This is a genomic window from Klebsiella sp. K5-306, from assembly GCF_051835185.1.
In the GTDB taxonomy this organism is placed as follows: domain Bacteria; phylum Pseudomonadota; class Gammaproteobacteria; order Enterobacterales; family Enterobacteriaceae; genus Klebsiella; species Klebsiella oxytoca.
The window spans coordinates 1-22,011 of record NZ_JAIFJY010000034.1 but is presented as its reverse complement, the minus strand read 5'-3'; the positions used below and the strand labels follow the sequence as shown (position 1 = coordinate 22,011).

Sequence of the window (22,011 nt, the reverse complement as noted above, 5' to 3'; positions counted from 1 at the left end):
CGAGAAAACCTGGCAACCACGTTCTTCCTCCAAAGCCTGACTCAACCTTAAAAAGGCATTGTCCAGACTCTCCACTGACGTCAGGTCAGCTTTGTTTTCAGCACGACATTTCAACATTGGCTAGACATGTATTGTAGGGGCTCAATGCTAATGTCTATTAGGGGGCTGCGGATGTTTTCCTGGACTGTTATGTTGTGATCCCAAGATGCTGCCGGTACTTCACAGGACTCATTGCACCTAATGATAGCTTGATACGTTTCTCGTTATACCAGCGTATGTACCTGTCCAGGAAGCAGATAAATTTTTCCAGCGTGATACCCGCCCAGTCTCTGCCATAGAACATTTCGTTTTTGATACGCCCGAAGAAGCCTTCACACGCAGCATTATCCGACGAGCATCCTTTGCGCGACATGGACCTTATAAGTCCGGAGGTGTTGATACGCTCGAGCCAGCCCGGCCACCGGTAATGGCCACCACGATCGCTGTGTATCACTGGTTTATCATGTTCGTTGAGCGTATCGAGTGCGTCATCGAGCATCGTATTCACCAGCGTCGCGTCCGGGCGTGTTCCTATCGACCAGCTTACAACCAGGCCATCAAAGCAGTCGATAACCGGCGACAGATAGACTTTTCCAGCCGGAAGCTGGAACTCCGTAATATCGGTCAGCCACTTCTCATTTGGCCTGCAGGAACTAAAATCCCGGGCGAGTAAATTTTCCGGTGCCGGGCCGATTTCGCCACAGTAAGAGTTGTATCGTCGTCGCCTGGTGCGCTTAACAACGAGCTGCTCTTCTGCCATCAGTCTGCGGACAACCTTTTCAGAAATAACCCTGTTGTTACCGCGAAGCATCGCGTGAAGGCGCCGATAGTCGTAACAGCGGTAATTCTCCTCAAAGATATCGGCCATGATCACGCGTATTTCCGCATACTTATCGTACAGACGTTTTGGTAAAAATAACAGCTGCGGGCAAGTTGCAGAACGCTTAGCAACTCAGCAACGGGGTACTTTTTCTTAAGGGCATCAACTATCAGGGTTTTCTCCCTGTTTTTCAGTTTCAGAAAGCTGACGCCCAGATCTTTTTTTATCAGTTCATTCGCCTTTGTCAGTATGTCACGTTCGAGCTGCAGCTGATGAACCTGCTTCCTGAGACGCTGGATTTCACCGAGTAAAGCATCCTGATTTTTATCCTGAGGGGCTGACTTTCGTTTGCGCATGGATTGATAAGCCTCGTCACTGATAAGGTCTTTCTTCCATTTGTACAGGACCGGGACGCTGACGCCTATGCTTTGTGCAACTTTACGCGCGGTTCCACGTCGGTTACAGAGCTCCCGGACGGCCTGAGACCTCTCTTCCGGGCTGAAGCATTTGTTTCGTGGGGACTGAACCAGGCTTCGATGGCGGGCAGGAACTGCCACAGCAGCATGAGTGCGGCGATGCAGCCAGTGATGACGAGCCAGCGCCGGATGAATCGATCCGGCTCCGGGCGGCTGTAGGGGTCGGGTAGGTCACGTCATTCTCCATGTTGAAATCAGCGCCAAAGGCCGCCAGTGCGCCAGCGTGGCGGACGTGGTGATACGGTCACTTCGGGGTCGAAACGGGCCGATGGAAACGGCGGCATCGCGGGCGGCGGAGCTAGTTCTAGCAAGCGCTCAATGCGTTCAGCCGTCGCTGGATGCGTGCGCAACCAGGAGGGTTCCGGATTGCCCCATCCGGGCAGCAGCCAGGCGCGCCAGGAGCGGCTCACCCGCTCGATCTTGGCGAGCGCTGAGGCCAGCCCGTGCGGGTCGCCGGTCAATTCGGCAGCGAGCCGGTCGGCGTCGAATTCGCGCACCCTGGACAAGCCCAACTGAGCCAGCAAGGCCAGCTGTGGCGCGACCGCAAGTAGAAGCAACGCGGGCCAATTGACTTCCGTGACTCCAAGCAATAGCGTTGGCAAACTGAGCACGATCGCAAGCTGCCCCAACAAGGCCAGAAGATGGGTGAGCCGGCTGATGGAATCGGCCAAGCCCATGACACGCAAATCCTCGTTCGCAATATGCGCGATTTCGTGGCCGAGCACGCCGGTCAACTCGCGGGGCGTGAGGCTACGCAGCAGGCCGTCGGTCAGCGCGATGGCCGCGTGATGCTTCGAACCGGTGGCGAAGGCGTTGACGACCCCGCTGGGCACGTAGTGCGGTACCGGCACGGTAGGCAGCCCGGCCCGCGCCGCCAGTTCGCGCAACACAGCCCAAAGATCGGGCGCTTCATCCGGGTGCAGGGGGCGTGCGCCATACAGCCGCAAGGTCAGCCCGGAGGCGGCCGCCGGTTCAAGCAGCAGGGTGAACCCCGCAGCCGCAAGCGCCAGCCAAAGCCCGCCGTCACCCAACAGCAGGCTGCCAGCGACGGCGGCAATTCCGAGCAGGGTCAGCACCAACAGCACGGTTTGCAGGCGATTGTGCCAGCGATGCCGCGCGCCGACATTCTGCGCGTGGCGCAGATCACGACTGATCATCTGAGCTTTCCCCGGCTGTCCGGTCATCGCGCTCGCGCAGCAGCCAGTAAGTCGCCCCGAGGGCCAGTGTCGCGCCTGCAAGCGCCGCGACCTTGGCGGGGCCGGTCTCCGGGTCGAGGATCACGAATTTACGCGCCAGGGCGATCAGCCCGATCAGGATCACCGTCTTGACCTGGATGATGCTGTCGCGCCGCAAGGCCACCCTCACGATGGAATGCTTGAACTCCATGGCAATGAGCAGCGTCATGATCATGCCGAACACGGTCTGGAAGACCTTGTGATCGAGCGGATTGAATGCATCAATGATCAGCAGGCTGAAGACGATCGAGATCAGCTGCAGCAGCGAGACCACGATGATAACGGCAATGATTGCGGACAGCGCGAGCGCGATCACCTGTTCAAAGCGCTCGTAGAACGTCATCACTGCCCATTGGGCGCGAAATGTTTTGATCGGGTCTGCTTGCTTTTCCTTCATCGCCACTCCTCTCAATTCTGAAATACTTGTGCGCCCACAACTTGGTTGCACCCTTGTCTTTTTTGCCTGGTAGAGCGCGCTGTCCGCCTGCAGCATCACCTGCTCGACAGAGTGCAAACGGGGGTCAAGGAGAGCCCCCCCCATGCTGGCGCTATAGCTGATCGACACCTCTCCACACACCACCGCTGTCGCCGCAGTGTCCTGACGAAATCGCTCCGCCCATACTTGGGCGCCTTCTATCGATGCCGCTTCCAACAACACAGCGAATTCCTCCCCCCAATCCGGGCAGCCATGTCGGTTGCGCGAACATGTTCCCTCAACCGTGAAGCAAAGGGGTCGGTGATCACCATACGCAGCAACTGCTGCTCTATTTCCTTGCGAGAAGAGATGTCGAACAGAGTACCGACTATCAGTTGCCTGCCCGCGTCACCCAGCCATGGGCCTTGTTCCTCGAAAGTCGAGTTGCCAGAGGATCAGGTGAACAGATGGGCCGCGCCGTCACGCGAACGGATGGCCAGCGAGCGGGAGGGCAGTGCCGCCGCTGATGAGCAGTCCCCACGGCGTGGCCGACTGCTCATCACGCTTGTAGACGCCCGCGTGACCTGCGGCCACGACCGCCACCGCGATCGAGGCCAGGGAGGCTGCCCATGCCAGTGCCAGGCCGATGGGGTCGGACACGGCAGCCTCGCCCGCCATCAAGATGCGTCACTCGCCTTCGCGGCATCCGGCTGCTCCGGCTCGGCCGGGGTCTGCGGTGGCTCTTTGCGTTCGAACACCACGCGTTCGGCCTTGTCGTCCCAGCGTGCGCTGGCGTGATCGCCCTTGCCGATGCCGCCGCCGAGCATCTCGCGCGCCAGCGCAGTTTCCAGCTCGCTGCGGATCAGGCGCTTGAGTTCACGCGCACCGAACTCGGGCTTGTAGCCTTCTTCCGCGAAATGGTCGATCAGCGTCTGATCGAAAGTGAGCGTCACGCCCTGGCTGGCGGCGCTGCGCGCCACGCGATCGAGCTGCAGGCCGACGATGTGGCGGATCTCCTCCTTGCCCAGCGCATGGAAGACGATGATCTCGTCGATGCGGTTGAGGAACTCGGGCCGGAAATGGCCGCGCAGCACGTCCATGACTCCGGCCTTGGTCTTTTCGTACTCCTCGCCGGCCGCCCCGCGCGCCTTCAGCCGTCGCTGGATGATGTCCGAACCCAGGTTGGACGTGGCGATGATGATGGTGTTGGTGAAATCCACCACCCGGCCCTTGCCGTCGGTGAGGCGACCGTCGTCGAACACTTGCAGCAGGATGTTGTATACGTCAGGGTGTGCCTTCTCGATCTCGTCGAGCAGCAGCACGCTGTAGGGCTTGCGCCGCACCTTCTCGGTGAGCTGACCGCCTTCGTCGTAACCGACATAGCCCGGAGGCGCGCCCACCAATCGCGCCACGGTATGGCGTTCGCCATATTCCGACATGTCGATGCGCAACAGGGCGTGCTCATCGCCGTAGATCGATTCGGCCAATGCCTTGGCGAGCTCGGTCTTGCCCACCCCGGTCGGGCCCAGAAACAGGAAGGTAGCCACCGGTTTGCTGCCTTCACGCAGGCCGGCGCGGGACAGCCGCACGGCATCGGCCACGGCACGGACCGCCTCGTCTTGTCCCACCAGGCGCTCGTGCAGCCGTTGTTCCAAGTGCAGCAGCTTTTCGCGCTCTTCCACCGTCAACTCGTTGACCGGGATGCCGGTCAGGCGCGAGACGATCTGCGCCACGTGTTCCGCCTTGACCTCGGCACTGCCGGAGGCCCGCTCCCGCTCCCAGTCCTCGACGAGCTTCTTGAGCTCGGCCTCCTTGGCTTCGATGCGCTTCCCGAGCTCGGCGGCCTGGTCGTACTGCTTGCGCGCGGCCACGTAATCCTGTTCACGCCGCAGCTGGTGCAGTTCGGACTCCAGCTCCTGCACGGCCACCGGCCGGGCCGTGGCCGACAGCTTCACGCGCGCGGCCGCCTGGTCGAGCAAGTCGATTGCCTTGTCCGGCAGGAAGCGCGCCGTGATGTAGCGGTCGGACAACTCGGCCGCCGCGATGATCGCGTCCTCGGAGATGCTGACCTTGTGGTGCGCCTCGAAGGTGTCGCGCAGGCCGCGCAGAATCATGATGGCCTGGGCCACCGTCGGCTCGGGTACCGTCACCGGCTGGAAGCGCCGCTCCAGTGCGGCATCCTTCTCGATGTATTTCTGGTACTCGTTCAGCGTCGTGGCGCCGATCAGGTTGAGTTCACCGCGCGCCATCATCGGTTTGAACACGTTGGCCACGTCCAGCCCGCCTTCGCCACCGCCCTGGCCGGCACCGACGATGGTGTGCACCTCGTCGATGAACAAAATCAGCTCGCCCTGGTGCTCGGTCACCTCCTTCAGCACCTTCTGCACGCGCTCCTCGAACTCGCCGCGATATTTGGCGCCGGCCACCATGGCGTTGATGTTGAGTTCCACCAGGCGCTTGTCGCGCAAGGTCTCGGGCACTTCACCCGCCACCATGCGCTGCGCCAGCCCTTCGACGATGGCGGTCTTGCCCACACCCGGCTCGCCGATCAGCACCGGGTTGTTCTTCTTGCGCCGGGCCAGCACCTCGATGGTGGTTTCGATCTCCTGCGCGCGGCCGATCACCGGGTCGAGCTTGCCGTCGCGCGCCATCTTGGTCAGGTCGCGCGAGTACTTGTCGAGTTCTGGCGTGTTGGTCGGCGTCTCAGCGCGGCCATCCTCGGCGCCCTTGCCGACCACCTTGCTGACCTGTTGGCGCAGCGCCTGCGGCGTCAGGCCGTAGCGGCGCAGCAGGTTGGCGGCCAGCCCTTCGCCTTCCTCAGCCAGACCGATCAGGAAATGCTCTGGACCGACATAAGAATGGCCGAGTTCATTGGAGGCCACGAAGGCGCGGCTGAGCGCATCCTTCACGCGCGGCGACACGCCGATCTCGCCCTCGAAGGGCTTGTCCCCGCGCTTGGCCTCAGACTCGATCTGCCGCTTGAGGTCATCGACCTTGATCTTGAACTGACCCAGGATGGTCTTGACCACGTCGCTGTCGGCCAGCGCCAGCAGCAGATGTTCGGTATCCACCTCGGAGCGGCCAAATTCGGCAGCGTGTTTGGCGGCCTCCTGCAGCAAGGCTTCCGACTGTTCGCTGATGCGGCTGGCCAGCCCACTGCCGCGACGGCGCGGCGCACCCGAACCTGCGGCGGCGGGCTCGCCAAACGAGGCATCGACCACGTCATCGGTATCGGCGGCAACTGGCGTCGCGTCGTCGCCGATGCGGAAGAAGTCACTGCCGAGGAAGTCCTCGAACAGGCCGCTGCGCGAGCCGAACAAGGCTTCCAGCGGCGAAACGGTGCGCTTTTGCTGGCGCACTAATTGCCGGTAATGGTCGTCGCACAACAGCATGGTGCTGTGACGACCGTTGAGATTGGCTTCCACCCGCACGGTGGCGGGTTGGCCGCAGACCTGGCATTGTTTTCTGGCCATGCTGATGCTCCTGAGAAGGTTGACAAGGTTGACAAGGTTGACAAGGTTGAGGCGACGAGGCATCGCGAACCGCGACGCCTCGTCTCGTGCCGGGTTTTTCTTGTGACGAACGAGCCGGCGACGTCAGCCGTTGATCGGGATCGAGCGTCCCTGCTTCGGCGCGCTGACCTCGCGCTTGTCGATCGTGACCGTGAGCACCCCGTTCTTGAACGATGCTTTGATCGAATCCTGGTTGGCGTCGTCAGGCAGGTTCAAGGCACGCTGAAAGCTGCCGTAGGAGCGCTCCACACGGTGGAAGCCACCTTCCTTCTTCTCCTGTTCCTGGCGCTTCTCGCCACGCACCATCAGCACGTCGTTGTCGAGAGTGATCTGGATGTCCTTCTCCTCGACACCGGGCACTTCCAGGGCAATCTTGTACTGCTTGTCGGTTTCCTGGATGTCCAGGGCCGGCTTCAGCATGCCCGACCAATCGGATGGCCACTGCGGCATGTTCAACGCCGGAAAACCGAAGCCCCGGAATGCGTCATCGAACAGCCGGTCGATTTCCCGATGCAGTTGCAGGATCGGGCTGACTGGCCCGCTCGCCGCTGGCAGGTCATTGCGCTGCACCGGCAGGGAAGAGACGGTCTGCTGCTCTTGCTGCTCGTTCTTGAACCAGTTCCAGGGAGCCAACTTCTTGAAATCGATGTCCATGTCATACCTCCAGAAAAATTGGAAAACGAGTTACTCAAGCCCTTTGCCTGCTGTGACGGGCAGTGCGCCCAGGCGACACGGGCTGCTCGGATGACTTCTGCTGTTCACGCTTGCGCATCACCTCCTTCTTTGCTGCGGCTCGGGTCTGATCATTGATCCACTGATCGATTTCACTTTGAGGAAACCGCCACGTCCCGCCCACCTTGAAAGCCGGAATTTCCCCGTGCGCGGCGAGCCGATAAAGCGTCCGCTTGCCGACTTTCAAGTACGCAGCCAATTCATCGAGCGTGAAAATCACCTGTAGGTGCGCTTTCATCCCTGTAGGTGCGCTTTCATCTCACCCTCTCCAATCGCGTCGCTTTGCGGTTCCGGCCAAGGAAATCCTTGTAATACTTTGTAAGATATTACGCTTACCATGACAGCCTTCAAGAGTCAATGTACAGCGTTCTCCCGCCCCATTGATGCAGGTCAACTGCTCAGGCAAGGCGCAGCGGGGCGGTCTGATCAGGCAATGGACAGCGCCTGGCTCGTCAGCCTGCGTGTACCACAGGCGCCTCGATCAAACACCGATCCTCACGTTGTAGCCGAGTGCCCGCAGCCCCTTGCTCGTCTGCATGTTCCTTGGCGGAAACTCGTCTGGGCGCGCCCAGACGACGATTTCCCCGAGGCTGCTCAGGCTAACGTGCGGAATTGCCCAGTCGTCGCTGCGGATCGCGTTCCAGAGTCGGGCCGAAACACTTCCGTTGCCCCAGACAACGTAGTTCAACAGTATCCGTCCGGCCAACACACCTTCCCGACACCGCCGCCGAAGGCCATGGCCCATCAAGCGGATTTTCCATGCGCCCTCAGCGCCGTACCTACAGCAAATCTTTCAAGGCTCAGGTCATTCAGGAGTGTTCTGAACCCGGTGCCTCCATCGCAAACATCGCCTTGGGCTACAGCCTCAATGCCAACCTCGACCACAAATGGATTCGGCTGCCTACCCAGAAAACCACGGCTATCCAGCCAGCGTTCATCCCGTTGCCTTCTCAAATGCTCGGCGTGGGTTCGCATACTCAAGCGCGCTGCTGCGATCATGAGTTTGATCCAGTCGGCCCGTAATAATGGGCACGATCCGTATGCCTATCTCAAGGATGTGCTGACACGGTTGCCGTCCCTGTAACAGCCTGAAGTTGACCTGGGTAATCAAATACCGGTGTAGTGATTAGGAAACAGGGCTCGGATAACATCATGGCGCAGGTCACCCTGATCTTGACCCTCCATCTCCGAACAGCTTTTGTATCTTAAGTTAACGATGTCCGCTGCCGGTATTCCCTCGGGGAGTGATATCCCAGCGCGCTGTGCGGGTGGCTTCCATTTCCATCAGATGTCCTTCCTGCTCCGCTACTGAAGGCGTGGTGCGTAACGGCAAAAGCACTGCCGGACATCAGCGCTATCTCTGCTCTCACTGCCGTAAAACATGGCAACTACAGTTCACTTACACCGCCTCTCAGCCCGGTACGCACCAGAAAATCATTGATATGGCCATGAATGGCGTTGGATGCCGGGCAACCGCCCGCATTATGGGCGTTGGCCTCAACACGATTTTACGTCACTTAAAAAACTCAGACCGCAGTCGGTAACCTCACGCATACAACCGGGCAGTGACGTCATTGTTTGCGCGGAAATGGACGAACAGTGGGGTTACGTCGGTGCTAAATCACGCCAGCGCTGGTTGTTTTACGCGTATGACAGGATACGGAGGACGGTTGTGGCGCACGTATTCGGTGAACGCACGTTGTCCACGCTGGAGCGTCTTCTGGGCCTGCTGTCGGCCTTTGAGGTCGTGGTATGGATGACGGATGGCTGGCCGCTTTATGAATCACGCCTGAAGGGAGAACTGCACGTTATCAGCAAGCGATATACGCAGCGCATTGAGCGGCATAACCTGAATCTGAGGCAGCATCTGGCAAGGCTGGGCAGGAAGTCACTGTCGTTCTCAAAATCGGTGGAGCTGCATGACAAAGTCATCGGGCATTATCTGAACATAAAACACTATCAGTAAGTTGGAGTCATTACCTTCTTTGCCGCCGGACATTGTCCGGCGCAACACCAAACGGGTCTGGCGGGCTGAGCCAATCCCGCAGGCAAATTCAGCCCTTACCGGATGGCTCAGCCCCCTACTCATTGGAATTGGATATTCAACTTTCAGGGGCTACTGCGCCAGACTTCAGTCTTTAAAGTGATTGACTTAGCGCCTGGCACACTCAATTTATTTAGGTAGCGGGCCTAATTGCACCCCATCAGGATAATACTTCCAGCCATCGCGAATTTTGACATTTTCATCCCACGGAAGTTTGTATTCGCCATTGGCAAGATCGCGCACCCAGGTCAGGTAATTCTCGCGTTCGCCTCCCGGTTTGCCGACATAGCCCCGGCAGCCAAGGTTGAAAATATTGTTTTCCAACGCCCAGTTTTCACGCGCTTTATCCACCAGGCGCGGGAACAGCTCTGCGGTAACAATTTCCCATGGGTTGCGGTGCCCCTGCTGAATGACGTTACCGTCATAATTGCAGACCGTACCCTCGCCGAAGTAATAAAAGACATCGTCATAACCGGCCAGATTCACCGAAACGGTATACATCAGGTTTTGCCAGGCATTCGTCCGGTTGGTCCAGATCCACTGATCGTTCACCTGCGTGGAATAGCCCGAAATACGGATATAGACATTGCAGCCTTTATAAGCAGCCTCACGCGCCAGTTCCGGGAACATGCCGTCATGGCATATGCAGACGGCGAGTTTAGAACCTTTAGGCCCATCGCATACCGGCATTCCCATATTTCCCGGCATCCAGGGCTCAATCGGAACCCATGGTTGCAGCTTGCGGTAATGCAGAGCGATATCGCCCCGATCGTTAATGATAATAGCGGTGTTGTACGGTGGAAGAGACGGGTCTTCATTGCGCTCCATTAAGGAAAATACCCCCCAGATGCCGTTGCGGATACAGGCCTCTTTGAACTGACCAATCTCCGGGCTATCGAGAGTGAGTAACATCTCGTCATAGGTCCAGATTTTAGTATTCAGTCCCTGGGTTGAATATTCCGGGAAGACGATAACATCAAGTCCCGGATATCCGGCTTTGGTGGAGTCAACGGCCTTACAAATCTTATCGACCTGTATCTGGATATCCTCCGGTCCTTTAATAACGGGAACGGGGTATTGGATGGCGGCAATTAATAACGCTTCATCCCAGGAGCTTACACTTCCGGTGCTACCCATAGCAGACCTCTCGTAGTTAAGTTGGTGATATAAATTTAAACCGACAGATATGACGCAATTTGTTCTTCATCAGCACCAGAACGCGCCTGTTGATGAACAATATTGCCTTTCTCAATAACAACAATTTTATCTGACACATCGAGTACAAAGCTTAAAACCTGCTCGGAAACTAATATGGTCAACCCTTCTGCATCACGAATCTTACGTAATATTTTTGCCATTTCTTTAATAATTGACGGTTGAATTCCCTCCGTTGGTTCATCCAGCAAAAGTAATTTGGGTTTACCGGCGAGAGCTCTGGCCATAACGAGCTGCTGCTGCTGACCACCGGAAAGATTTCCCGCCATCCGTTTGCGCATTTCTTTCAGCACAGGGAAATAGTCATACAGGTATTCAGGAACCTGTAACGAACGGGATTGGCGAATCCCCGTTTTTATATTTTCTTCAACCGTCATGGTTGAAAATACCATTCGCCCCTGCGGGACAAAGCCAATGCCATGCTGAACACGCTGGTAACTAAGCAAGCCGGTAATATTTGTACCGGCAAACTCTAACTCACCGGCACAGGACGGTATCATACCAATCAGTGATTTCATCAGCGTGGTTTTACCCATACCATTGCGCCCTACCAGAGCGACGATTTCACCCTCTGCTAACGTCAGATTCAGTCCACTGATGACCTGGCTCTGACCATATGCGACAGCATAATCAGAAATTTTCAGCATCCGTGTCTCCTTAATGACCAAGATAAACGTCAATAACCCGAGGGTCGTTTTTGACTTTATTGATGCTACCTTCCGACAATACTTTTCCCTGGTGCATGACGGTGACATGATCGGCAATGTCTTCGACGAACTGCATGTCGTGTTCAATCACCAGTACAGAACGTCCCCCGGCAATTTTGCGCAGGAGCTGCGCGGTTTTTTGGCGTTCGGCGACAGACATGCCTGCCACGGGTTCGTCCAGCATCATGAGCTTAGGATCTTGTATTAGTAGCATCCCTATTTCTAACCACTGCTTTTGCCCATGGCTGAGAAGGTCAGCCTGCGTATGTAGGTAATCGGCAAGGAAAATTTCGCCAGCAACCTGTTCGACCGCAGCGATTATTTCTGGCGTGCGACGAAAGAACATGGCGCCCAACGCGGTTCTGGCTTTGGGATAAGATAACTCGAGATTTTCAAATACCGTTAAGTTCTCATAGATTGATGGATTCTGGAATTTACGCCCAACCCCTTCATGAACAATTTTATTTTCCCGAAGTTTACTCAGTTCCTTATTGCGAAATTTGATGCTGCCGCTGGTTAGCTTTGTTTTCCCGCAAATGAGATCAAGCACTGTTGTCTTACCCGCGCCATTTGGGCCAATAATAACGTAAATCTGCCCCTCATCGATGTACATTGAAAAATCATCGACGGCTTTGAAGCCATTAAATGAAACGGTTAATCCCTCTACCGCTAAAATTATTTCTTTTATCGGATTTTTCATTTCAGCACTCCGGTGTTTACTCTGGGTTTGGTCATACTCTTTTTGCGCAGCAGCGACATCACGATCGGGTGAATATATTGCTGATAAAGCCCTGCCAGTCCTTTCGGGAAAATCAGCACGACGGCAATAAAGAGCAGGCCCATGGCAATCGTCCAGAGTTCAGGAAAAGACTCGGAAATACTGCTCTTGGCGGCATTGACGATAAGGGCGCCATATACTGCCCCCAGCAAAGAACCTCGCCCGCCCACGGCACAGAAAACGACCATTTCAATTGAAGCAACAGTGCCAATAAACCCTGGCGACATGAACCCTACTTGCAGAGTGAACATCGCGCCACCGATCGCCGAAAACAGAGCGCTAATGCAGAAAACCACCGTTTTGATATTCGCGACATCATAACCAGAGAAACGAACGCGGTCTTCCTTATCGCGAATGGCAACCATCAGTCGGCCGAGCTTGCTATTCACAATAAAATAGCCCGCGCTCACAACCAGCATCAGTAAAACAGCATTAATAAAGTAGAGGATATAGCGTGCAGAATCAGTACGGATATCCCAACCTAAAAGCGTGCGTAAATCCGTGATGCCGTTAATTCCCCCGGTGTAACCCTGTTGTCCGATAATAAGAATCGTCAGGATCGCGGAGATAGCCTGGGTGATAATAGCGAAGTACACCCCGCCAACGCGGCGTTTAAACATTGCGCTGCCGAGAATCCATGCGCAAATAGTGGGCACGATTAAAATAGCCAGAATTGTCAGACTAAAAGAATGGAATGGCTGCCAGAACGAGGGCAAAGCGGTTAGCTGATTCCAGTCCATAAAATCCGGGATGCCCGGGGTGGTTTGCATTTTTGTTTCCGCTGGCGAGGAAGCTTCCAGCTTGAGAAACATGGCCATACAATAACCGCCGAGGCCAAAAAAGATGCCCTGCCCCAGGCTCAGAATACCGCTGTAGCCCCAACAAAGTACCAGCCCGACGGCAACAAATGCATAAGTCAGGTATTTACCGATCAGGTTTAAACGGAAAAGATCCAGGGTTAGCGGCATGACGATAAAAATAAGGCCTATCACCAGGGCAATACCCAGTAGCGGATAATTTTGCATGCGTTTCATCATAAACTCCTAGCGGCGGACCCGGTTGGCGAAAAGACCTTGCGGACGCAATAGCAGAATGCCGACCACGATCAGTAGCGTAATCACCTTCGCCATTGAACCGCTCAGGAAAAACTCCAGCGTGGATTGCGATTGTGAAATGGCAAATGCGGAGGCGAGCGTGCCGAGCAAACTTTGCGCGCCGCCAAACACCACCACCAGGAAGGTGTCAACGATATACTGCTGGCCAGCCGTTGGACCTGTTGAGCCGATCATGGTAAAGGCGCTTCCGGCGATCCCGGCGATGCCGCACCCAAGTGCGAAGGTTCGACTATCGACCTGAGCCGTATTAATACCCACCGCGCTGGCCATCTGGCGGTTAAGTACCACCGCGCGGACTTTTATTCCCCAGGCGGAGAAATAAATCAGCCAGGCCGTAAAAGCGGTAATAACTACGGTCAGCAGCAGAACAAATACCCCATTAACAGGAATATCAATATTGTCGGCAAACTGATACGACCCCATTAGCCATGAAGGTAAGTCAACGCCGACTTCGCGGGGACCAAATAGCGAACGATAGCACTGCTGTAGAATCAGGCTCAGACCCCATGTCGCCAGCAGCGTGTCGAGGGGGCGTTTATACAGATGCCGTATCAGGATTTTCTCAACGAGCGTACCCAGCAAGGCGGTACACAGGAAAGCAAGGGCAATGGCAACAAAGAAGTAGATGCCGAAGATTGAAGGCAGATAAGCGCTGAAAAACTTACCGGTCAACCATGTGACATAAGCACCCAGGATCATGAACTCGCCATGAGCCATATTAATCACGCCCATCTGGCCAAAAATAATAGCGAGTCCAAGCGACATCAGAACAAACACGGCGAACAGGCTGAGCCCCGAAAACCCCTGCATGACAAAAATGGAAGCCAAATCGGCGAAGTTATAATCGCTGAACATGGAAGTATCCTCGGTGAAGTCAAAGCCCCCCCACGCTATATGGGGGGAAGCGTCGGTTAGTCTTTCGGGAATGGGTTCGGTTCGATAAGTTCTGGCGTCTGATAAATCACGTCGTACTGCCCATCCGCACGAGCGCGACCGATAACCGTTTTGGACCACAGATGATGGTTATCATGGATGCGTACATACCCTTCCGGCGCATCTTTGAACTCAATACCGGGCGAGGCCTTACGAATTTTGTCCACGTCGAACGAGCCAGCTTTCTCAACCGCCGCTTTCCATAACCATGGGCCAAGATAGGCCGCCTGAGTGACATCGCCGATAACCATGTCATTACCCCAGCGCTTTTTAAATGCGGCGACAAAGCTTTTATTTTCCGGATTATCCATACTCTGGAAATACTTCATCGAGGCATAGGCGCCGACGATATTTTCGCCGCCAATACCGCGGATCTCATCTTCCGTGACGGAGATGGTCAGCAGCAGCGGTTTCTCCTGCGTCATATCGATCCCCGCCGCCTTCAATTGCTTATAGAAGGCCACATTCGAACCGCCGACAACAATGGCATAGATAACATCAGGCTTTTTGAGTTTTATTTTGTTAATAACCGAATTGAACTGCGTATTACCGAGTGGGTAATAATCTTCGCCAACGACTTTCAGCCCCAGCTTTTCAATATGGTGACGGGCGATTTTGTTTGCAGTACGCGGCCAAATATAATCAGAGCCAAGCAGGTAGAAGGTTTTTGCATGTTTATTTTTAACTACCCAATCAATGCCGGAGATTATCTGTTGAGTAGCTTCCTGTCCGGTATAAATAACGTTTGGCGATTGCTCAAGCCCTTCGTAAAAGGTTGGGTAATAGAGCATGCCGTTATATTGCTCAAGTACCGGCAGCATGGCTTTGCGGGAAGCCGAAGTCCAGCCGCCGAAGATAGCGGCGACCTTATCACTGACCAGTAACTTACGCGCTTTTTCTGCAAAGGTCGGCCAGTCGCTGGCCCCGTCTTCCTGTACATATTCAATTTTTCTCCCCAGTACCCCTCCGGCAGCGTTAATCTGCTCAATAGCCAGCTTTTCAGCCTGAATCGAGCCGGTTTCACTGATGGCCATCGTGCCTGTGGATGAATGCAGTATCCCGACCTTGACGCTATTGTCGGTGACCGCCAGGCCCGTGGTATTAACCACTGACGTCGCCGGGGCGGCGATGGCCGTATTAGCTGCCATCATCAGGCCGGCAATCGCCAAAAGTTTCGCTTTGAGGCACGCCTGGTGAAACCGGCCTGGGCTCGGTATTTTCATATTGCTATGTGGCTGGGGTAAATCACGAATGTTCATGGTAGCCCTCATAATCGTTATGGTTCATCTCAACTGGGGCTATCATGCGAGAGAGTCCATCAATCCAACAATGCGCGAGGTAACGCAGCGGCTACGTCATTTAACGTATTGGTTAATTCTCATAATCAAGACATGCTCACGTGCGCGATAACAAGAAAATACTAAGACGCGCCTGTGGTTAAGTTCAGCATTTTTATCATTTCAGGAGCAGTGAATGACCGTTCAGCAAAAGGCGTTTAAATCGCGCAGACGCTACAACCAGTGGGTGACCAATCAGACTCTCGAGGATTTTGCGCTCCGCTATACGCCGGTCTCGGCACGACGCTGGAGCGCAAAGCGAGTTGTTATGACAGCGCTCAGCGCAATTACCTTTTTGGCGCTTGAAGCCATTGGCGGCGCGCTGACGTTAACCTATGGATTTAATTATGTGGTGGTGGCGGTTATCTTAGTTAGCATTATTATCTTTGCGCTATCAATGCCGATTGCCATTAATGCCGCAAAAAACGGCCTGGATATTGATTTGCTGACCCGCGGCGCCGGATTTGGCTACCTTGGTTCCACGGTGACCTCGTTAATCTATGCTTCTTTCACCTTTATATTTTTCGCCCTGGAAGCCGCTATTATGGCGATGGCGCTTAATATGCTGTTTGGCCTGCCATTGCACTTTGGTTATCTGATTGGTTCCGTTGTTGTTATTCCCCTCGTCACCTGGGGGTTCACTTTTATTTCCCGTTTTCAGCAGTTCACCCAGTTTTGCTGGCTGGCGCTACAGCTATTACCCTTTATTTTCATTTTAATACGTGAACATCATGTGCTGCAAAACTGGATCGACTTCCCTGGTTTTATTACAGCCCGCGATGGTTCTTTCGATTTCCTTCAGCTCGGCGCCGTCTGTTCCGTACTGCTCTCACTGGTAAGTCAAGTGGGAGAGCAGGTCGATCAGGTTCGTTTTTTACCAAAGCCACAACATCCGGCCCGCTGGAGATGGTATGGCGCAGTAATTGCCGCAGGTCCGGGGTGGGTTGTCATCGGCGCCATCAAGATCCTGCTCGGCTCCTTCCTCGCCGTGCTGGCGTTTAATTACGGACTCGGCGCGGAACTGGCCAGCGAACCCACCCATATGTATCTGGTGGCATTTAGCTATGTCACCCATTCATCATCAACGCTACTGGCATTAACCGGTATTTTTGTGGTGCTCTCCCAGCTCAAAATTAACGTCACCAATGCATATGCCGGCTCGATCGCATGGTCTAATTTTTTCCTGCGCCTGACCCATCGTCATCCAGGGCGCGTCGTGTGGCTGTTTTTTAATGTCGGTATTGCTCTGTTATTGATGGAACTTGGCGTTTATCGCGTATTTGAGGATATCCTGGGCATTTATGCGGTGGCGGCCACATCCTGGCTTGGCAGCGTGGTTGCCGATATCACCTTAAATAAGTGGCTTAAATTACGACCAGCGGAAATAGAGTTTCGCCGGGCCTATCTCTACGATATCAATCCTGTCGGCATCGGTTCGATGACGCTCGCCATGCTCTGCGGTCTCTCAGCCTGGATGGGATGGCTTGGTCATCCTCTACAGGTTTTTGCCTCAATGTTATCGTTGTGTCTGACGTTTATCACCGCCCCCTTCATCGCCTGGCTGACTCGCGGACGTTACTATTTTTCCCGGACGCCGGTGCAGGTCACGGCAACGGAATGCTGTGTCTGCGGTAATTATTTTGAAAAACCAGAGATGAGCTATTGTCCTTTTTATCAGGGCAGTATTTGCTCACTATGTTGTTCTCTCGATGTCCAGTGCAACGATACTTGCAAACCTCATGCGCGCTATACGGAACAGGCTTCAAAGCTTATCGGGATATTTATTAAAGAAAAATCATTACGCAAAATTGATCCCAGAGTGTGGAGTTTTATCAGCATTTTGCTGTTATTCAGTTCCGTCATCGGTCTGCTTTTGATGCTGGTTTTCGCTCAGATGCGCGATGAATTCGGCAGCGAGCAGGACCTTCTCGCCGCGGCGTTATGGAAAGTTTTTTTTATCCTGCTTATCGTAACCGGCGTCACCACCTGGCTATTTGTCCTGACAAATAAAAGTCGCCAGATTGCGCAAGAGGAATTGCGCCTGCAAAGCGACCGTCTGATGAAAGAAATTATTGCCCATGAAGCGACGGACCGGCAATTGCAGCAGGCAAAGGAAGATGCCGACGATGCTAATCAGGCCAAAAGCCGCTATCTCACCGGGATTACTCATGAACTCAGAACGCCGCTCAATGCGATGCTGGGTTATGCGCAATTACTCGAACGTGCTGATGATATCCCTCCAGCCCGGCAGCGCGGTATCGGTATTATGCGCAGAAGCGGCGAGCATCTGGCTAATCTAATTGAGGGATTACTGGATATTTCGAAAATTGAAGCGGGAAAATTAGAAATATATCGTGAAGAAGTGCGCATTGGCGATTTGGTGCAGCAACTGGTCGCCATGTTTGAACAACAGGCCAGCGATAAAGGACTGACATTTCACTACAACGCCCCACACTGGCTGCCCGAGGCGGTGATGACGGATGAGAAACGCCTCCGGCAAATTCTTATCAATCTGCTTTCTAATGCGGTTAAATTCACGGACAGAGGCAGTGTAACCCTCGATTTCCAGTATCGTAGCGAGGTGGCGTTTTTCTCGGTTCACGATACCGGCATCGGCATCGCCCCTGAGAACCTGGAACGCATCTTTAAGCCTTTCGAACGCGTATCCGGCGATAGTCGTCGGATCGGGACGGGCCTTGGGCTGACGATTACCCGGCTTCTGACTTATATCATGGGTGGCGATCTCCAGGTGGAAAGCATCCGTGGCGAAGGCACAACGTTTAAACTCACCCTGATGCTGCCAAGCTATAGCGGGGATGCCTACCAACCCGCCGAGCCTGCGGTAATCACCGGATATCCAGGCAAGCGACACACCCTGCTGGTAGTTGACGATGATGAATCCCATCGGCAGCTGATGATGGATTTACTCACGCCCATAGGCTTCACGCTGCTAACAGCCGAAAATGGTCATGTCGCGCTACATTTAGCCCGGCAAAATCATATCGACCTTCTTCTTCTGGATGTTGCAATGCCTGAAATGTCGGGGTGGGAACTGCTACGTCAGTTACGTAATAAGGGACAATTAGCGCCGGTAATTATGATTTCTGCGGAAGCGGATGAGGGTAAATGCCGCCACTTCACTGGCGAAGGGGAAGTTCGCTACCTGGTTAAACCGCTGCGTTTCCCTTTACTACTGGAGAACATCGGTGAAATATTGCATCTCCAGTGGCGCACGGAATGTCAGCCGCCAAAGCAGCCGGAAATACATGAACCACGCTCGCAGCTTACCCGTGTCCAGATTGAGTCGTTAAAAGAGATGGCCAGATTGGGTTATGTGAGAGGGTTTCGTGAACTGCTGGACAAACATATTTCCGCTAACCAGATCAGCAAAGCCGAGGGCGAAAAATTTGCCGAGTTGCTGAGGCGCTTTCGATTCAAAGAGATAGTCGAGAGTCTTGAACGCCCGGAGGGAGAGAAAAATGGCAATAGCAAAGCCGACGGTACTTATCGTCGATGATGATATCAACACGGTAAGTATGTTGAATGACACGCTTGATGAAGCCGGTTTTACCGTTCTGGTCGCTCTGGAGGGTAATCAAGCCCTTTCGATAACCAGCCAGATAACCCCGGATATCATTCTGCTTGATGCCGTAATGCCGCATCTGGATGGGTTTTCAACCAGTAAGCGCCTGCGGCAAAATCCGGGGCTGCGGCATACCCCGATTATTTTCATGACAGGCCTGAGTGATACGCAGAATATCGTTGATGCATTTGATGCCGGGGTGGTCGATTACGTAATTAAGCCGATACGCACGGAAGAGCTGGTTGTCAGAATGCGTACCCACTTGCGGAACTCAAAATTAACGGTCAGTGCCTATAGCGCGATGGATTCCGTTGGCCAGACCTTATGTGTTTTTAGCAAAGAGGGGCAACTACGCTGGGCCACGCCCAATGCATGGCAACTGATGAAAAACTTCAGCGATACCGGGTATGAACCCAATAAAAAAATAGTAAACCGGATCATCGGTTGGCTGAACAATACGGAAGGTTTAAAAATACCCTTAGATCTTTCATCGCAAGGCATCGCTCTGAAATTCTATCTTTCACGCCGGACCGCTGAAGGAGAAAGTTTGCTACGTATTGAAGAGATCAAAGGACATGAAGAAGTCGAAGCGGTGAAACGCCTGAAAAACAACCTAGGGCTGACGCAACGAGAAGCCGAAGTCCTCCTGTGGATTGCCAGGGGAAAAACAAACCGCGAAATTGGCGATATTTTAAACCTTAGCCCCAGAACCGTGAATAAACACCTTGAAATTGTATTTCCAAAGCTGAGTGTGGACAATCGCACCGCAGCGGCAGCGTTGGCAATAAATTCGCTATATGCCAGGGAGAAAATGTAGCGACAATGAGGCGTATTCGCGCAGACCTGCCCTGACATTTTTATCAGGCAGAACTGGCACCCTCATGTCCACGTCTCCGTCACCTGTGGCGGTATCGATGAGCACGGGAAGTGGAAGAAAATCAGCTTCCGTAAGGATGCCATGCGCGCCCGCTGGATGTGGAATATCCGCCAGCTTCTGCTGAGCGTCTGGTTCGAAGGCGTGGCCCTGCCGCTGTCCCTGTCACATATCACCACCGAATCACAATGGCGCAGTCTGATACTGACGGCCGGAGGCGACTACTGGCACGTCTACATGTCAAAAAAGACGGACGGTGGCAAAAACACCGTGAAATACCTGGGGCGTTACCTGAAAAAGCCGCCGATAGCGGGCTCCCGGCTGGCGCACTACGCCGGAAGTGCCACGCTGAGCTTTCGCTACCACGACCACAACACGGGCGAGCTGGCCACAGAGACGCTGACGCAGAGGGACATCGTGGCGCGCCTGAAACAGCACATCCCGGAGAAGTTCTTCCGTAAGCGTACAGCGAGTGACCTGCCCCCAGGATTAGATACAACCGTCAGTTAGTAAGGTCGGTTTGTTTACCTTCACATTTTACATTTCGCCACCGTGCTGCAAACTCTGATGGCGTCTGATAATTCAGTGCTGAATGTGGACGACACTCGTTATAATCCTGCCGCCAGTCATTAATGATTTTCCTTGCGTGAACGATATCGCTGAACCAGTGCTCATTCAGGCATTCATCGCGAAATCGTCCGTTAAAGCTCTCAATAAATCCGTTCTGCGTTGGCTTGCCCGGCTGGATTAAGCGCAACTCAACACCATGCTCAAAAGCCCATTGATCCAGTGCGCGGCAAGTGAACTCCGGCCCCTGGTCAGTTCTTATCGTCGCCGGATAGCCTCGGAACAGTGCAATGCTGTCCAGAATACGCGTGATCTGAGGCTTTGTTGAATAAATCAGCTTCAGGACGAGTGACTCTGTAACTGACCGGGTTTTCAGGCAATACGCACGCTTTCTGGCATACCAGCCTTCGTTATTTTATTCAGCGCACGCACCATGCCCAAAGCCTCTACTACCTGACCATCGTAATCACACAGCGTCAGTGAACCTCCGAACAGTTGCTTTACCCTGTACATGGCCGTCTCCGCTATCGAGCGACGGTTGTAATCTGTTGTCCATTTCCACCGGGCATTACTCCCGGTCAGCCGCTGATTCGCTACTGCACGGTTACGGTCTGCGTACTCTACGGGCCAGTAACCCGCTCCTTTTCGGGGCGGGATGAGGGCACTGATTTTCTTGCGCCGCAGTTCATCGTGACAGAGTCGGGTGTCGTAAGCGCCGTCTGCTGCGGCTGCCCTGATTTTTCTGTGTGTCTGCCGGATAAGACCCGGGAAAGCTTCTGAGTCCGTGACGTTGTTCAGAGACAGGTCCGCGCAGATGACTTCATGTGTTCTGCTGTCAACGGCCAGATGCAGCTTCCGCCAGGTACGACGGCGCTCTTTGCCGTGATTTTTGACTTTCCATTTGCCTTCACCAAAAACCTTCAGCCCGGTGGAATCAATCACCAGGTGTGCGATTTCACCCCGGGTGGGTGTTTTGAAACAGACATTAACCGACTTTGCCCGCTTGCTGACACTGCTGTAATCCGGGCAGCGCAACGGAACGTTCATCAGGGCAAAAATGGAATCAATAAAACCCTGCGCAGCCCGCAGGGTCAGCCGGAACAGGCGTTTAATCATCAGGACGGTGGTGATGGCAAGGTCAGAATAGCGCTGAGGTCTTCCCCGTGATGAAGGCGTTGCCGACTCATACCAGGCATGAATCGCTTCATCGTCCAGCCAGAAAGTGAGGGAGCCACGGTTGATGAGGGCTTTGTTGTAGGTGGGCCAGTTGGTGATTTTGAACTTTTGCTTTGCCACGGAACGGTCTGTGTTGTCGGGAGGATGCGTGATCTGATCCTTCAACTCAGCAAAAGTTCGATTTATTCAACAAAGCCGTTTGACCGTATCATTCTTAGCCAAATGCGCTAAGGCTAAAATTTAGTATGAGTAGTGATAAGCACTTTTCCTCAACAGGAAAATATCAACCTCCGTTTGCTTAATGAAGGTCTGCTTATCGCTCACAACTGCCCGTCATGCCAGCTCAAAAAACAGGCTTAACGTAGGATATTTAATGAGATGGTCACTCCCTCCTTCCCAGTACTATGCTGAGGACAGGCTTTCATTCGGAGAACCATCATGGAAAACATTGCG

The 22,011-nt window shown here is 54.2% G+C and carries 18 protein-coding genes and 5 pseudogenes; 6 read left to right on the top strand and 17 right to left on the bottom strand.

Annotated elements, in window-relative coordinates:
• Nucleotides 1-187: 187 nt before the first annotated feature.
• The 9 genes and pseudogenes from K2184_RS28315 to K2184_RS28275 all read right to left on the bottom strand — a co-directional run.
• Nucleotides 188-1,374: pseudogene (locus K2184_RS28315) on the bottom strand (IS3 family transposase); the annotation flags it as partial.
• A gap of 155 nt (nt 1,375-1,529) precedes the next feature.
• Nucleotides 1,530-2,492 (bottom strand): zinc metalloprotease HtpX, encoded by a 963-nt coding sequence (locus tag K2184_RS28310; RefSeq protein ID WP_004152113.1) that lies wholly within the window; start codon nt 2,490-2,492, stop codon nt 1,530-1,532.
• Nucleotides 2,479-2,967 carry a phosphate-starvation-inducible PsiE family protein gene (locus K2184_RS28305; RefSeq protein WP_004152114.1) on the bottom strand — a complete coding sequence of 163 codons (489 nt, stop codon included), beginning with the start codon at nt 2,965-2,967 and terminating at the stop codon, nt 2,479-2,481. The genes K2184_RS28310 and K2184_RS28305 overlap by 14 nt, the downstream gene beginning before the upstream one ends.
• A gap of 114 nt (nt 2,968-3,081) precedes the next feature.
• Nucleotides 3,082-3,228 (bottom strand): annotated as a pseudogene (locus tag K2184_RS28300) (phosphate-starvation-inducible PsiE family protein); the annotation flags it as partial.
• A 237-nt stretch (nt 3,229-3,465) separates the two neighbouring features.
• On the bottom strand, nt 3,466-3,663 hold the full coding sequence (locus tag K2184_RS28295) for a hypothetical protein (RefSeq protein WP_004152115.1): 198 nt from the start codon (nt 3,661-3,663) through the stop codon (nt 3,466-3,468).
• Entirely contained in the window at nt 3,663-6,458 is a 2,796-nt protein-coding gene (gene clpK, locus K2184_RS28290; protein WP_004152116.1) for a heat shock survival AAA family ATPase ClpK, read from the bottom strand. The genes K2184_RS28295 and clpK overlap by 1 nt, the downstream gene beginning before the upstream one ends.
• A gap of 123 nt (nt 6,459-6,581) precedes the next feature.
• Nucleotides 6,582-7,151 carry a small heat shock protein sHSP20 gene (gene hsp20 / locus K2184_RS28285; RefSeq protein WP_004152117.1) on the bottom strand — a complete coding sequence of 190 codons (570 nt, stop codon included), beginning with the start codon at nt 7,149-7,151 and terminating at the stop codon, nt 6,582-6,584.
• A gap of 34 nt (nt 7,152-7,185) precedes the next feature.
• Nucleotides 7,186-7,467 carry a helix-turn-helix domain-containing protein gene (locus K2184_RS28280; RefSeq protein WP_004152118.1) on the bottom strand — a complete coding sequence of 94 codons (282 nt, stop codon included), beginning with the start codon at nt 7,465-7,467 and terminating at the stop codon, nt 7,186-7,188.
• Nucleotides 7,468-7,710: 243 nt separating this feature from the next.
• Nucleotides 7,711-7,974 (bottom strand): hypothetical protein, encoded by a 264-nt coding sequence (locus tag K2184_RS28275; protein WP_004118208.1) that lies wholly within the window; start codon nt 7,972-7,974, stop codon nt 7,711-7,713.
• Between the two features lie 14 nt (nt 7,975-7,988).
• On the opposite strand from K2184_RS28275, the gene K2184_RS28270 reads away from it, so the two are divergent.
• From K2184_RS28270 to K2184_RS28260, 3 genes and pseudogenes are all read left to right on the top strand, one after another.
• Nucleotides 7,989-8,252, top strand: coding sequence for a transposase (locus tag K2184_RS28270; protein WP_004118209.1), 264 nt, complete (start codon nt 7,989-7,991; stop codon nt 8,250-8,252).
• A pseudogene (locus tag K2184_RS28265) lies at nt 8,209-8,313 on the top strand (transposase domain-containing protein); the annotation flags it as partial. The gene K2184_RS28270 and the pseudogene K2184_RS28265, both read left to right, overlap by 44 nt.
• Nucleotides 8,314-8,497: 184 nt before the next feature.
• Nucleotides 8,498-9,195, top strand: a protein-coding gene (locus K2184_RS28260; RefSeq protein ID WP_223174644.1) for an IS1 family transposase whose coding sequence is annotated in 2 segments (ribosomal slippage) — nt 8,498-8,747 and nt 8,747-9,195 — 699 coding nt in all. Because the reading frame shifts where the segments join, the coding sequence is not laid out codon by codon here.
• Nucleotides 9,196-9,402: 207 nt separating this feature from the next.
• Here the strand turns inward: K2184_RS28260 and K2184_RS28255 are convergent.
• The 6 genes from K2184_RS28255 to urtA are packed head-to-tail and all read right to left on the bottom strand — an operon-like array spanning nt 9,403 to nt 15,190.
• Nucleotides 9,403-10,410, bottom strand: coding sequence for a formamidase (locus tag K2184_RS28255; protein ID WP_004181997.1), 1,008 nt, complete (start codon nt 10,408-10,410; stop codon nt 9,403-9,405).
• A 35-nt stretch (nt 10,411-10,445) separates the two neighbouring features.
• Entirely contained in the window at nt 10,446-11,135 is a 690-nt protein-coding gene (urtE, locus tag K2184_RS28250) for an urea ABC transporter ATP-binding subunit UrtE (RefSeq protein ID WP_004181996.1), read from the bottom strand.
• 10 nt (nt 11,136-11,145) lie between these two features.
• Complete coding sequence (gene urtD, locus K2184_RS28245; protein ID WP_004181995.1) at nt 11,146-11,895, bottom strand: urea ABC transporter ATP-binding protein UrtD; 750 nt, start codon at nt 11,893-11,895, stop codon at nt 11,146-11,148.
• Nucleotides 11,892-13,010 (bottom strand): urea ABC transporter permease subunit UrtC, encoded by a 1,119-nt coding sequence (gene urtC / locus K2184_RS28240; protein ID WP_023158619.1) that lies wholly within the window; start codon nt 13,008-13,010, stop codon nt 11,892-11,894. Before urtC ends, urtD begins: the two co-directional genes overlap by 4 nt.
• 6 nt (nt 13,011-13,016) lie before the next feature.
• A complete protein-coding gene (urtB, locus tag K2184_RS28235) occupies nt 13,017-13,943 on the bottom strand; it encodes an urea ABC transporter permease subunit UrtB (RefSeq protein ID WP_004181993.1) in 927 nt (308 codons plus the stop codon).
• 56 nt (nt 13,944-13,999) lie between these two features.
• A complete protein-coding gene (gene urtA, locus K2184_RS28230; protein ID WP_004197507.1) occupies nt 14,000-15,190 on the bottom strand; it encodes an urea ABC transporter substrate-binding protein in 1,191 nt (396 codons plus the stop codon).
• Nucleotides 15,191-15,494: 304 nt separating this feature from the next.
• Between urtA and K2184_RS28225 the strand changes: the two genes are divergently transcribed.
• The 3 genes and pseudogenes from K2184_RS28225 to K2184_RS28215 form a co-directional block, all read left to right on the top strand.
• Nucleotides 15,495-18,875: a hybrid sensor histidine kinase/response regulator gene (locus tag K2184_RS28225; RefSeq protein WP_004181991.1), complete on the top strand. Its 3,381-nt coding sequence runs from the start codon at nt 15,495-15,497 to the stop codon at nt 18,873-18,875.
• Nucleotides 18,838-19,758: a response regulator gene (locus K2184_RS28220; protein WP_004181990.1), complete on the top strand. Its 921-nt coding sequence runs from the start codon at nt 18,838-18,840 to the stop codon at nt 19,756-19,758. Before K2184_RS28225 ends, K2184_RS28220 begins: the two co-directional genes overlap by 38 nt.
• A gap of 45 nt (nt 19,759-19,803) precedes the next feature.
• Nucleotides 19,804-20,274, top strand: a pseudogene (locus K2184_RS28215) (transposase); the annotation flags it as partial.
• 43 nt (nt 20,275-20,317) lie between these two features.
• Here K2184_RS28215 and K2184_RS28210 read toward each other — a convergent pair.
• Nucleotides 20,318-20,698 (bottom strand): annotated as a pseudogene (locus tag K2184_RS28210) (integrase core domain-containing protein); the annotation flags it as partial.
• A 56-nt stretch (nt 20,699-20,754) separates the two neighbouring features.
• Nucleotides 20,755-21,723 carry an IS5 family transposase gene (locus K2184_RS28205; protein ID WP_072143344.1) on the bottom strand — a complete coding sequence of 323 codons (969 nt, stop codon included), beginning with the start codon at nt 21,721-21,723 and terminating at the stop codon, nt 20,755-20,757.
• Nucleotides 21,724-22,011 lie beyond the last annotated feature (288 nt).